We start from the raw sequence: 13308 nt of genomic DNA, 5'->3' as shown, positions 1-13308 counted from the left end.
CGGGCCGGCCGGGCGGGCGCGGCCGGGCGGTGCGGGCCGCGTTCGGCGCGCTCGCCGGCGCCGCGGCCTTGTCGCTGGTCCTCGGCTTCGGCTGGCTGGTGACACGGGGCGGCCTGGACGACAACGGCGAGGCGTCGTCCAAGAGCGCGGCCGGCGCCGTGCCCGAGGACACCGGCAGCGCGGTGCCCCCGGCGGACCCGGAGCGCGAACTGGCCTGTTCCCGGCTGGTCGTGGAGGGGACGGTGGCGCGGGTGGAGCGGCGGGGCGACTCCTCGCGGCGGATCACGCTCACCGTGACCCACGCCTACCGGCCCGCGTCCGGACCGGCTGAGGTCGGCTTCCTCGTGGGCCCGGACGCGCGGCCGGCGCCGCGCGTGGGACAGCACGTACTGGTGCGCATCGCCCGGGGTGAGCGGTACCCGAGCCGGTGGGCGGTCGGTAACGGCCGGGTGGCCGCCGAGCGCGCCTGGATCACCGACGCCCTGCCCGCGTCCCGGAACACGGCCTGCCCCTCAGGCGACGCGGCCTGAGCGGGTGGGCCCGGGACGCGTCGAACGTTCCGGGGTGTCCCCGCGTCTGAGGAGCGAGCCGCGCGCGGAAGGCGCGCGGGGACGACCGGAAGCGGAAGCGAAGGGGACACACCATGACGTCACGGCAGAGGGCCGGGTCCGTGGAGCGGGGCGCCCCGCGCAGGCGTTGGCGGCTGCCCGCCGCCCTCGCCGCGGTGCTGGTGCTCGGCGGGATCGCGGCCACCGGGTACACCCTGTCCGAGCGGGGGCACGCGGAGGTCGACACGGGCGAAGGGGGCAGCCTGAGCGCCGAGGGGACGGTGGCGTGCGCCTCCGCCGTCGCCGAGGGCCGGGTGGCCGAGACCCGGCCGGCCGGGCGGGGTTCCGGCCTCCGGGTCGTCCTGGACGTCGACCACGCGTACAAGCCCGCCGGGCGGGACCCGGGCCGGCTGGAGTTCGTCACGCCCGAACCGGATGCCGGGCGGTACTACCGGGTGGGCGCGCGGATGCTCGTCCTCGTGTCCTCCCGGGCGGGCGAGGCGCCGTCGGCCTACCGGGACGGGGACACCCCGCCGGAGGGCACGGGTGACGCGCTGGAGTGGGCCCGCACGTGGGTGAAAAAGGCCGTTCCGCGGTCCCGGAACCTGAAATGCGCCGACGGCGAGGGGGCCGGCTGAGCACTCCGGCCAATTCGGATGGCGCAATTCCGCTTGGCTGGATACATACCTTCCGTTGACTGGATTATTACTGTCATGGCTCGATCGGTTTCAGCCATGATCCCTGGGCCGGTAAAAACAACCAGCTCGGGGGTACGGTGAAATCAGTGCGAAGAAAAACCGCCGCCGCTTGCGTGTCGGCCGTGGTGCTGTCCATTTCCTTCACGGCCGCCACACCCGCTTCGGCGCATTTCCTGGGAAATGACTCCGTCGACGACCGGGAAATCCGGTGGGAGGACTCGACCCGGTACGACGACGCGCGCAAGCACGCCATCAACGCCTGGGACAACAGCTCGCTCAACCGGATCAACATCGCGCCGGACGCCTGGAACACCATCGCCGACCTGGAGTGGCGCGACTCCAGCCGCACCGACGTCACCTGGGACGGGCTGTGGAAGGCCCGTACCGGCGCGGACGCGATCTACCTGAACGTCGCCTACCTCAAGAACTACGGGACGACGAAGCGCCGCGGCGTGGCCACCCACGAGCTGGGCCACGCCCTCGGCCTGGCGCACAGCTACAGCGGACAGATCATGGTCAACAACACGCCCGCCCGGGGCTCGCTGACCACGCCGCAGTCGCACGACAAGGCCGACTACCACGCGCTCTGGGGGTAAGCAGAATGGTATTCAGCGGTTCCGGGTCCCGGTTGCGCAAGGGCGTCGTTTTCACGGCCGCCGGTCTGGCGGTGGCCGCCGTGGCCACCTGGGGCGGTGTCCAGGCGTTCGCCGACGACCGTCCTGAATTCAGCGTGCAGTATATGCACGCCAGTACCGTCGGGGATTTCAGCGAGGACGAAAAGCTCGTCGGATTCGCCGATTTCGTCTTCCATGGCACGGTGGTGTCCAGGAAGGGCACGACCGAGATCGACGGGGTCCCCGAGACCCAGTGGGCCGTCAAGGTGAACGAGGTCTACGAGGGCACGCTCCAGGCCGGTTCGACCACGGTGGTGAACCAGACCGGCGGCTACGACGCCGACACCAACAGCCTCACGCTGATGGAGGGCGACCTGCCCCTGGAGATCGGCGAGAACTACGTCTTCTCCACCCACAGCATGAGCGACCGCGCCTGGTTCACGATGGTGCCGGTCTACGGCGCGCAGCCGGTCGGCAGCACCACCCAGCCGTTCCCGGCGGCGGAGGACATGGACGGCGACGGACAGAAGACCGTGGCCGACCACTGGAAGCAGATGGTCCGCGACCAGGTCCAGCCCGACATCGGCCCCGGCGAGGGGCCGGAACCGACGGACGAGCCCACCGAGCAGCCGTCCGACGTGCCGACCGGCTCCCCGGAGCCCTCGGACCCGGCCGAGTGAGACGGGTGCCATCGGTGGCCGGGTGACGCCGGTGGCCGGGTGACGACAGCGGGGGCGGGTGTCCGTCAGGACGCCCGCCCCCGCCGTGTGCGTCACCCCGTCACGGCGTGACCTTGCCGATCCGCACGCTGCCGGTGCCGGCGACCGTGCCGCGCGTGTTCACCAGCTGCACCCGGCCGAAGAACTCACGGCCGGCCGGGGCCTCGGCCGCCGCCGTGACCTGGCCGGTCACCGTCGCCGAGGCGCCGGTGCCGAGCTTGACCGCCGCCGCGCCGTCGACCGTGACGGAACCGAGCGCGGAGGAGAAGAACACGTCCCGGTAGTCGTAGTCGGTCGAACCGGACGGGACCGAGTAGCCCGCGACCGCGATGGTGTAGGTGCCGGCGGCCGGGGACGGCACGGAGACCGCCTCCTCCGAGTCGCCGTCGGCGGACTTGCCGACCTCCGTGCCGGACGCGTCGTACACCGTCAGGTCCAGGTCGGCCGCCGTGTCCGAGACGCGCCCGATCGCGACGTCGAGCGAGGTGGCGCCGGCCGGGACCGTCACCGTGGTGGTCCGCGTCTCGCCCTCCTTGATGGCGGGGCGGGTGGACTCGGCGGAGCCGAGCGGGCCGCCGGTCAGCCTGCCGTCCAGGGCCGCGTAGCCGTTGGTCACCTTCCAGGAGGCGGTGACCGGGGTGCCCACGCGGGCCTCGGGGACGGTCACGGTCTCCGGGTCGAAGGCCGCGCCGAGCACCGAGACGTCCAGCCGGTAGGGGTTGTCGAGCAGCGGGGACGTGCGCCGTGCCTCGACCTCGACCTCCCACACGCCGGGCTGCGGGTCGGCGTACGCGCGCACGTCGGGCTTGCAGCCGTTGCCGCCCAGGTAGTTGTTGTAGCAGTACGGCGTCGAGGTGTTGTCGGACGGGACGCCGTACGGGTGGATGGCGATGAACCGGGTCTGGCTGCCGTCCTCCAGCCCGTCGATCGCGACCTGGAGCGACTTCGCGCCCTCGGGCACGCTCACGAAGTACGACCGCGTGCTGTTGCGCTGCACCGAACCCGGCGCGGAGTACGTGAAGCGCACCGGGGCCGCGACCACGACCGTGGTGAGGACCTGCTTGTCGACGCCCTCGGTCTTCGGGTCGTCGACCTCCAGGATCGCGCTCTTGATGCCCGCGGACCGCGGCGCGGCCTGCACCTTGACGGTCACCGGCCGGTTCAGCGGCAGCCGCACCACGTCGTCGCCGACGATCCGGAAGGTGTTCCCGGCGTTGTTCTCGAAGTGCAGCTCGTGCCGGACCGCCCGGTCCGGGCCGGAGGTGCGGGTGACGGTGACGTCGTAGGTCTTCTTCGCGCCCGCCGTCAGACCGCCCTCGCGGTCGTACAGGCCGGTGCCGTGCCCCGGGGTCTTCAGGGCGTAGTCGATCGCGGTGTCGACCGGTGCGTCGACCGTGTAGTCGTGCGCGGTGGCGCCGTCGCGGATGGCGTCCCACGCGTCGACGATGTTGATCAGGCCCGCGCCCTCCTCGTACGCCTGGGTGTCCGCGATGTGGTCGGCGGTCGAGGTCAGGGCGGTGCGCAGGGCGGCCGGGGTGAGGTCGATGCCCTTCTGTCCGGCGGCGGAGAGCAGCAGCGCGGAGGCGCCGGCGGCCTGCGGGGAGGCCATCGAGGTGCCCTGGAGCATCGAGTAGCCGGCCGGCAGGGAGTAGCCCGCCTCGGCGACCGGGGAGCCGGGCAGCCAGGTCTGGGTGGTGTTGACCGCGGCGCCGGGCGCGGTCAGGGTCGGGGTGAAGCCGCCGTCCTCCCGCGGGCCGCGCGAGGAGAAGGGCATCATCGCGTACCGGGTCCGCACGGCGGAACCGTAGTTCGCGGCCCAGGTCTCCTTGGAGACGGCGGCGCCGACCGAGATCACCTTGTCCGCGAGGCCGGGGTCGCCGATGGTGTTGGCGCCCGGACCGGAGTTGCCCGCGGAGATCACGAGCTGGACGCCGTAGGCGTCGATGAGCCGCGTGTACAGCTCGGCGCGCGCGTTGTTGCCGTCGTTCAGCGCCGGCAGGCCGCCGATCGACATGTTGACGATGTCGACGCCGCGGTTGACGACGAGGTCGATCATGCCCTCGGTGAGCGCCACGTTGGTGCAGCCGCCGGACCAGGTGCAGGCCCGCGAGGAGACGAGCTTCGCGCCCGGGGCGGCACCGTTCATCCTGCCGCCGAACAGGCCGTGGGCGGCGGTGATGCCGGCGACGTGGGTGCCGTGCTCGGACTCGATGACGCCGATGTTGACGAAGTCGGCCTTCTTGCCGACCCAGTCGCCGCCGTACGGGTCGGTGGGCACGTCCTTGCGTATCTGCACGACGAACGGCTGCCGCTCGACGACGTCGGTCTTCGGGTCGTCGGTGCCGAAGTACCCGATCCGGTGGCCGTCCTTGTACGGCTTCATCGGCGTGTCGTCGGTGAAGTCGAAGTCGTTGTCCAGGTCGACGCGGACGGTCCCGGCGGCCGGGTCGTAGAGGACGCCCCAGGCGTCGGTGGTGTCGCCGTCGCGGTTCGCGTCGCCCTTGGCGTCGCCGCCGGCCGTCGCGGACTCGCGGAACAGGCTGACCTGGTAGTCGCCCGCCGGCGCCTTCCAGGTCGCGCCGCCGTAGGTGAAGGAGGGGCCGCTGACCGGGTTGGTCATCCGGCGCCAGGTGCCGTCGCCGTCGACGATCGGGTCGGTCGCGGTGACCCAGTCGACGATCTTCCGCTCGCCGGTGGTGGTCTTCTGGAGCGCCGGGTGGCCGAGGTCGACACCGGAGTCGAGGATGCCGATGGTGACGCCGCGGCCGTCCGCCTTCGGGTGCTCCCGGACGAAGTCGACTGCACCGGTCTCGAAGGAGGGGTTGTACGGGTTCTCCGCCGGGGTGTTCCGGTCCGGCCCGGAGTACGTCCCCGTCGCCGCGCGGGCCTTGCCTGCGGTGCCCGCGTCCGGCGCCGGGTCGTCGAGCGGGATCTCCCGCCGCAGGTCGATGGCGTGCACGGAGGAGAGCCCCGCCGCGGCCTCGATGGCCGCGTCGGCGCGTGCCGTGGGCACGGTGGCCCGGACGTAGCCGACCTTGTCGTAGGTGCGGCCCACCGAGCCGCCCTTGACCGCGTCCAGCTCGGCGGCGACCCGCTCGGTCTGCCCGGGGGCCGTCGCGATCATCAGCGTGATGTTCTTGGCGCCGCCGGCCTTGGCCGCGGCGAGTGTGTCGGCGTCGTCCGCGCCCAGCTTGTCGTGGGCGGGCTTGACGCCGGTGGCGGCGGCCGGGGCGGGCGGGGGTACCTCCCGTGCCTTCGGCGGTGGGGGAGCGTCCGCGGCGAGGGCCAGCGGCACCGGCCCCGCCGCGGAGAGCGCGGCCGCCACGCCCACGGCCACGGCTATCCGGGCCAGGCGTCTCGGACCGGGTAGGGGATCACGCTCGGGAGTGTGGGTCATCGGCATCCCTCAGGTAACGGAACGAGCGGACGAGAGCGCTCAGCCTCGCTCAAGGGCTGCGGGTTTGGGGACCGTTGACCGAATCGAGATGAACGTATGGGGAAAACCCGCGATGGGATATGACCGGATCGGACCCTGAAAGCCCGGTATTTCCTCAGTTCTCCTTCGAACACGGGTAATGCCGGAACGACCCGGCACGACCGCAGCGCCCCGCCGCCGAGCACCGGCGGCGGGTGCCCTGCCCCGCACCGGCCGGCACCGGAGTGCTCACCGCCCGACCGTCCCGTTAACGTCGTCGGATGAGACGGAAGTTGAGGGTGGCGGCCTACGCCGTGTGCGTCCGCGACGGACGGATCCTGCTCGCCCGCTCACCCGGGCCCGGCGGCGTGCCCGAGTGGGTGCTGCCCGGTGGCGGCATGGAGCACGGCGAGGACCCGTACGACACCGTCCGCCGCGAACTCGCCGAGGAGACCGGCTACCGCGTGGAGGTGACCGGGCTGCTCGGCATCGACTCCGACCGCCACGTCCGCCCCGGCGGCCGGCCGCGCCGCCGCACCGACCACCACGGGGTGCGCATCGTGTACGAGGCCGCGGTCGTCGGCGGCGAACTCCGGTACGAGGTCGGCGGATCCACCGACCTCGCCGCATGGCAGGACCTGGACGCGGTACCCGCCCTGCACCGGATACGGCTGGTCGACGTGGCCCTCCGGCTGTGGCGGGAACGTCCGGCCCACGGACGCCTGGCGGAGCGTCCCCTGCCCCCGCGGATGAACGACGGGTGACCGCCTCCCGGCCGCCCGCGATCCACTCCGTGACCACACCCGGTACCCGTGATCCACGTACGGTGATCGGCGTCGCGCGTTGCCGCCGCGTTCACGCACCGGCCATCCCCACTGCCAACGATCCACAGTGAGCGGGACGTTCGCGTCCGCGACGGCCCGCGACCACCGCCGACGCGTCCGCACCCGGGGAGATCGCGCCATGTCGCGCACACGCTCTGTCGCCGCCTCCGCTCTGGGGGTCAACCGCCGTACCGTCCTCGCCGCCGCCGGAGCCGTCTCGCTCTCCGCGGGCGTCGGCTACGCCCTGCGCCCCACCGAGAGCCAGGCCGCCACCACCGCCCCCTCGCCCGGGGACGAGGCGCCGGTCGCCCGGTCCCGGCAGGCCGCCGGGGCCCCGCTCGCCCCCTACACCAAGGGCACCACCGTCGCCTCCGTCGCCGCGCCGCGCAACGGCTCCGGCTACCGCCGGCTCGGCGACGGCCCCGGCTGGAAGCGGGTCGTGCGCACCGAGCTGGCGGCGCCCAAGTCCGGCCGGGAGCACCGCCGTACCGTACTCGCCGCGTTCGTGCAGTTCACCGACCTGCACCTGATGGACGTCCAGCACCCGCTGCGCCTGGAGTACCTGCGCTCCCACGACGTGCACGCCTGGCGCCCGCACGAGGCGCTCACCGTGCCCGGCGCCGTCTCCCTCGTGGAGCGGGTCAACGCGCTGCGCGGTGCCCCCGTCACCGGCGCCCCGCTGCACTTCGTGATGACCACCGGCGACAACACCGACAACAACGCCCACTCCGAACTGGAGTGGTTCATGAAGGTGATGAGCGGCGGCCGGATCACCCCCAACACCGGGGACCCCCGGCACTACGAAGGCGTGCAGAACAGCGGTCTGAAGCTGTACTGGCAGCCCGGCTCCACCACCCGCGACCAGGACAAGGCGCTCGGCTTCCCGCACCTGGAGGACTTCCTGGCCGCCGCGGTCCGCGAGGTGCGCAGCCCCGGCCTCAAGCTGCCCTGGTACTCCACCGTCGGCAACCACGACGCCCTGCCGCTCGGCTGCTACGGCTCCCACGGCGACCGCTACCTCGCCGAGGCCGCCATCGGCGGCAAGAAGCTGATGAGCGTCTCCGCCGCCGACGCCAAGAAGCTCCAGGACACCATCAAGTACGCCAAGGACCCCAAGGCCACCGGCTACCGCGATTTCCTCAAGGCGCACGCCCGCTCGATGCGTTCGGTCACGGCGGACGAGAAGCGGGCCCCGTACACCCGGGCCGACTACCTGAAGGCCCACCTGGACCCCGCCCACCAGGGCCTCGGCCCGGCCGGCCACGGCTACTCGTCGGCCAACCTGGACGCGGACACCCAGTACTACGCCTTCCGCGTCTCCGAGGACGTCATCGGCATCAGCCTCGACACCACCGACGCCGGCGGCCACTACGACGGCTCCCTCGGCACCGCCCAGCTGAAGTGGCTCGACAGGACGCTGAAGGACAACAAGGACTCCTACGCCGTCGTCTTCAGCCACCACACCAGCAAGACCATGACCAACACCCGCCCCGACCCGGCCCGCCCCGGGGAGAAGCGGCACGGCGGCGCCGAGGTGGTCTCCGTGCTGTCCGCCCACGCCAACGTGCTGGCCTGGGTGAACGGACACATCCACAAGAACGTCGTCACCCCGCACAAGGCCGCGGGCGGGCGCTCCTTCTGGGAGATCTCCACCGCCTCGCACGTCGACCACCCCCAGCTCGCCCGGGTGATCGAGCTGACCGACAACAAGGACGGCACGGTCTCGCTGTTCACCACCCTGGTGGAGTCGGCCGCCCCGCACCGCACCGACTACGCCGACCTCTCCCAGACCGGCCTCGCCGCCCTCTACCGCGAGCTGGCCTACAACGCCCCCGGCGCCAACCGGACCCTCGCCGGCGGCGCGGCCGACCGGAACACCGAGCTGGTGCTGAAGAAGGGCTGAAAGTCACTCAACCGGCCCATCGCGGGCAACCTTCGCACACCGCCCGCGGTCCCTTCCCCCGACCGAGCCGGACCCACAGGTTGGGGGAAGACATGCACCCACGTACGACGGCGGCGGGCACCACCGCCCTGCTCCTGACGGCGGCCCTGACGGCGGCCCTGGCGGCCCCGGCCGCCGCGGCCCCCGCGAGACCCCGCGAGGGCGGCCACACCGCCACCCGCGAGGCGATCGAGGCGGCGGTGGCGGCCGGCGTGCCCGGGGCGACCGCCACCGCGCGGGACGCCCACGGCACCTGGTCGGCGACGGCCGGCGTCGGCGACACCCGCACGGGCGCACCGCGCTCGGCCGCCGACCGCTACCGCGTCGGCAGCATCACCAAGACCTTCGTCGCCACGGTCCTGCTCCAACTGGAGGCGGAGGGCAGGCTCTCCCTGGACGACACGGTCGACACCTGGCTGCCCGGCGTGGTCCGCGGCCACGGCCACGACGGCCGCCGCATCACCGTCCGCCGGCTCCTCAACCACACCAGCGGCGTCTACGACTACACGCAGGACGCGGACTTCGTCCGCACCTACTTCCTCAAGGACGGCTTCCTCCGGCACCGCTACGACACCCGCACGCCCCGCGACCTGGTCGCGATCGCGACGCGGCACGCGCCCGTCTTCGCGCCGGGCACGTCCTGGAGCTACTCCAACACCAACTACGTCCTGGCCGGCATGGTGATCGAGAAGGTGACCGGCCGCTCCTACGCCACCGAGATCCGGCGCCGCGTCATCGACCCGCTCGGTCTGACGGCCACCTCCGTGCCCGGCACCCGGGTCACCGTGCCGCGGCCCAGCGGCCGCGCCTACGGGAAACTCGCCGAGACGACGACGGGCCCCACCTACGACGTCACGGAACTCAATCCGTCCATCGCCTCCGCCGCCGGAGAGATGATCTCGAATTCCGCGGACCTGGACCGCTTCTACAGCGCCCTGCTGCGCGGGAAACTCCTGCCGGCCCACCAGCTGAAGGAGATGAAGACGACCGTCGAGATCGCCGGCGTCCCGAACGTCCGCTACGGCCTCGGCCTCATGGACACCAGGCTGACCTGCGGTGTCCACGTCTGGGGGCATGACGGCGGCATCCACGGCTCCACGTCCTCGGCGGTGACGACGGCGGACGGCGGCCATTCCCTCGCCCTCAATCTCAACGCCGACTGGACGGGCGAACCGGCCCCCGTGGTCGAGCGGGAATTCTGTTAGCCAACGTTTCACCCGCGTAGTTCCGCGTTCACGCGCACGCAATGTCCGTACCGCCTCATATCGGCTAACCCGCTGTGAACGGGGATGGCTCGATCTTCTCGATCGTTTATGCAAGGCGGGTGGTCGCGTGCGCGCACGGCGCGGACTGCGTGTGCTCTCGGTCTACGAGGGCTTCTTCTCCGGCGGAGCCCGGATCGTCCATTCCGACGTCGTCCTGGGGCTGGCCGAGGGCGGCCAGTCCCACCAGGTCCTCAGCATCCACGGCGAGGTCCACCGCGAGGCCACCCGGCAGCGCATGGAGGACGACCCCTGCTACCGGTCGCTGACCGCCGGCGGGGTCGGCGTCACCTCGCTGGGCCGCACCGCGGGCCTGGTGGACGGCACGCTCGCGGCGAACGTTTTCAGCGGACCCGAGCTGGCCGGAACCGCTCGCTCCATGGCCGCCGCCGACGTGGTGCTGTCACTCAAGGAGCAGCCGCTGGCCCTGCTCAACCAGGCCGGGCTGCCCCGCCGCCCGGTCGTGGTCTGCCTGCACCGCTCCGACCCGGAGAACCAGGGCCCCGCCCTGGACGAGCTGAAGGCCGCCATCGCCGACGGCACGGTCGCGGCCTGCGTGTGCTGCGCCGAGTCCACCCGCGCCGCCTACGAGGCCGCGGGCGTGCCGGGCGAGCTGCTGCACGTCATCCCCAACGGCGTGGACCTGCTGCGGTTCCGCCCGGACGGGGCGGCCCGGCAGGCGTTCCGCGCCTGTCTGGGCATCCCGGCCGCCGCGCCCGTGGTCGTCTTCGCGGCCCGCTACGCCGCCATGAAGAACGTCCCGCTGCTCCTCGCCGCCGCCCGCGCCTGGCTCGCCCGCGAGCCCGAGGGCCGTGTCCTGCTGTGCGGCGCGGGCATGGACGGCGCCAACCCTGCCCTGACGGCCGACATCGAAAGGGCCTTCGGCGCGGACCGGGGGCTAGCGGACCGGGTCCGTCCGCTCGGGGTGCGCCGGGACATGGAGACCGTCTACGCCGGCGCCGACGTGGTCGCCCTGACCTCCGCCTCCGGGGAGGCCGCGCCGCTGTGCCTGATCGAGGGCATGATGTGCGGCGCCGTCCCCGTGACGACGGACGTCGGCGACAGCGCGGAGATCGTCCGGGGCCACGGCTTCGTGACCCCGCCGGACCCGGAGGCCGTCGCCCGGGCCTGGACGGCGGCGGTCGCCGGCCGGGCCGGTCTCGCCCCGGCGCTGGCGGCGAGCCGCGAACGCTTCAGCCGTACGCGCATGATCGCGGCGTACGCCGCGCTGCTCGACGGCGTCCACACCCGGGCCTCGCGCCCGCGCGCGCTGCCCGAGCCGCGGTAGCGGACCGGGCGGCGCGGGCGTCAGGACACCCGGTCGAGCACCTGCAGGTAGCCGAGCGACTGTCCCGGCGCCGTGGGGTGGTACGACTCGGTGACCGCCAGCACGTCGACGCTGTGCAGCCAGGGACTGGCCGAGCAGATCTCGTGCCCGGCGAAGGCGGCGGTCACGTCGGCGAAGGTGAACCCGTGGGCGGCGGCGCGCCGCGCGAGCACCCCGTTGAGGTGGTCCACGGCGTCGTTCAGGACGGCGCGCTCGCCGTCCGGCAGGCCCAGCGCGCAGGTGCCGCTGAGGTGGTACAGGTGCGGGTAGCCGAGCACCACGACACGGGCGGCGGGCGCCCGGCCGCGGACGGCGGTGTAGAGGCGGTCGAGGTCCGCGGCGAGCGATCCGTCCATGGTGGCGCGGGCCCGGGAGACGGCGGACCGGCACCGCTCGGCACCGCCCAGCGCGCAGGTGGCCAGGACGGTGACGAAGCCGGAGTCGTGGCCGCCCACGGTGAGGGTGACCAGGCCGGTACGGGCACTGAGGTGGCCCAGTTGATCGGCCAGGACGTCTTTCACGCCGGCGCCGTTGCACGCGGCGAAGCTGAAGGTCGCCGGCGCGTGCGCCTCGGCCCACAGCACGGGGTACGCCCGGCTGCTGCGCTTGCACTCCTTGCCGGATTCCAGGTAGTCGCCGGCCCCGACGCCGGAGGAGTAGGAGTCGCCGAGGGCCACGTAGCCGCCGGACGCGGTCCGGGGCGCCTGCTGCGCCGTCGCGGGGCCGGCGTAGGCGCAGGCGGCCGCGAGGAGCAGGGAGCAGGCGCCCGCCGTTATGCGGGACTGTCTCATGACTCTCCTGTACCGCGGGCCCGCGCCGGGCCGCCCGCCGTGCTCGTCCGCCCGGGTGAACCGTCACCCGGGCGGCGCAGCACAAATGGACCGGCGGCGGCCCGCGTGGGCGGCTGCCGCCGGTCCGGTCCGCCCCTACCGGGGCAGCACCACGAGGTACGCGGCCGGGTCGCGGTCGCCGGACGCCATCAGCGCCGTCCGCACCACCGCCGCCTGCTGCTCCAGGGACTCCCGGAGCTTCCTCGGCGTGATGTGCACGACCGTGACGCCGAGCCGCTCCAGATGCTCGCGCCTGCGGGCGACCTGTGACCACAGCGCGTCCTCGTCCGGCCGGCCGCCCTGGCGCGGGGCGCGGGTGTCGAGTTCGACGGCGACCGCCTGGTCCGGCCAGTAGGCGTCCAGACCGCCCAGGTTCGGGCCGCCGGGCAGGCGCAGGTCGACGTTCCAGACCGGGTCGGGCAGGCCGTACTCGCGGACCATCCGGTAGAGGCGGTCCTCGGCGATCGAGCGGCCCTCCGCGAGCAGCGCCTCCACCGCGTCCACGACGTGCGGGCGGGTCAGCAGCCTCGCCCGGGTCAGCTCCCGGACCACGGCGGCCGGTTCGCAGTGCCCGCCGCGCACCGCCTCGGTCAGCAGCCGGCGTACCGCCTCCGCGTCCGCGGGCTCCGCCACCGCGTCCGCCAGCGCCCGCGGCACCGGCGCCACCGGCAGACCGGAGACCGTTTGCGGGGCGGGCAGGTCGGGGGTGCGCAGGATCCGGACGTAGCCGGTGGAGCGCGGCCGGCGCGACCGCGGGACCAGGACGTCCACGCGGTCCAGGGAGGCCGGCGGCGGGGTGGCCGAGAAACCGTGCAGGGTCAGCGCCGCCGGACCGGTGAGCACCGCCTCCGCGTACACCGGCCGGTGCGGGCCCCCGGCCGTCGGCTGGGCGGGCACGCCCGGTCCGGACGCGCGGGCGGCGTACAGCAGCGCCCCGTGCAGCCGTTCCTCGCCGCTGGGCGGCCCGGGGTGCAACAGGATCACGTTGGGCAGCAGCTCCCGCCAGGGTCCGCCGGGACGGCACTGCGCGGATGCCTCGGCGGCCGTCACCCCGTGGGCGCGCAGCTGGGCCGTCGTCAGGACCCGGCGGTGGACGTCGGAGAGGTGGCGGAGGGGGCGGGGGGAGAGC

At 73.4% G+C, this 13308-nt stretch carries 10 protein-coding genes and 1 pseudogene; 8 read left to right on the top strand and 3 right to left on the bottom strand.

Translation table 11 applies throughout. The annotated features are described in order from the left end of the window. From IF37_RS0136445 to IF37_RS0136430, 4 genes and pseudogenes are all read left to right on the top strand, one after another. A pseudogene (locus tag IF37_RS0136445) lies at positions 1-530 on the top strand (hypothetical protein); the annotation flags it as partial. Positions 531-643: 113 nt separating this feature from the next. Further along, a complete protein-coding gene (locus IF37_RS0136440) occupies positions 644-1186 on the top strand; it encodes a hypothetical protein (RefSeq protein WP_030753253.1) in 543 nt (180 codons plus the stop codon). Between the two features lie 182 nt (positions 1187-1368). Continuing rightward, the gene (locus tag IF37_RS0136435) at positions 1369-1842 is read left to right on the top strand and encodes a matrixin family metalloprotease (RefSeq protein ID WP_158727450.1); all 474 of its coding nucleotides are present in this window, start codon (positions 1369-1371) and stop codon (positions 1840-1842) included. Between the two features lie 5 nt (positions 1843-1847). Then, a complete protein-coding gene (locus IF37_RS0136430; protein WP_030753249.1) occupies positions 1848-2540 on the top strand; it encodes a hypothetical protein in 693 nt (230 codons plus the stop codon). A gap of 100 nt (positions 2541-2640) precedes the next feature. On the opposite strand, the gene IF37_RS0136425 is transcribed toward IF37_RS0136430, so the two are convergent. Continuing rightward, on the bottom strand, positions 2641-5976 hold the full coding sequence (locus tag IF37_RS0136425) for a S8 family serine peptidase (protein ID WP_030753247.1): 3336 nt from the start codon (positions 5974-5976) through the stop codon (positions 2641-2643). Between the two features lie 299 nt (positions 5977-6275). Between IF37_RS0136425 and IF37_RS0136420 the strand changes: the two genes are divergently transcribed. The 4 genes from IF37_RS0136420 (at position 6276) to IF37_RS0136405 (ending at position 11310) form a co-directional block, all read left to right on the top strand. Then, a complete protein-coding gene (locus IF37_RS0136420) occupies positions 6276-6758 on the top strand; it encodes an NUDIX hydrolase (protein ID WP_253915951.1) in 483 nt (160 codons plus the stop codon). Between the two features lie 199 nt (positions 6759-6957). Next, positions 6958-8721: a TIGR03767 family metallophosphoesterase gene (locus IF37_RS0136415; protein WP_030753242.1), complete on the top strand. Its 1764-nt coding sequence runs from the start codon at positions 6958-6960 to the stop codon at positions 8719-8721. A 92-nt stretch (positions 8722-8813) separates the two neighbouring features. Then, on the top strand, positions 8814-9965 hold the full coding sequence (locus tag IF37_RS0136410) for a serine hydrolase (protein WP_030753239.1): 1152 nt from the start codon (positions 8814-8816) through the stop codon (positions 9963-9965). Positions 9966-10116: 151 nt separating this feature from the next. Further along, entirely contained in the window at positions 10117-11310 is a 1194-nt protein-coding gene (locus IF37_RS0136405; RefSeq protein WP_030753237.1) for a glycosyltransferase, read from the top strand. Positions 11311-11330: 20 nt separating this feature from the next. Here IF37_RS0136405 and IF37_RS0136400 read toward each other — a convergent pair whose 3' ends face one another. Both IF37_RS0136400 and IF37_RS0136395 read right to left on the bottom strand, forming a co-directional pair. Further along, on the bottom strand, positions 11331-12140 hold the full coding sequence (locus IF37_RS0136400) for an SGNH/GDSL hydrolase family protein (protein WP_030753233.1): 810 nt from the start codon (positions 12138-12140) through the stop codon (positions 11331-11333). Between the two features lie 135 nt (positions 12141-12275). Then, positions 12276-13308: hypothetical protein (locus IF37_RS0136395; protein ID WP_030753230.1), on the bottom strand; the 1033-nt coding region annotated here is incomplete at its 5' end.

The sequence above is a fragment of the Streptomyces sp. NRRL S-31 genome, from assembly GCF_000718775.1.
Lineage (GTDB): Bacteria > Actinomycetota > Actinomycetes > Streptomycetales > Streptomycetaceae > Streptomyces.
The sequence above is the reverse complement of the archived record's forward strand: the minus strand, read 5'-3'. Positions and strand labels throughout refer to the sequence as shown.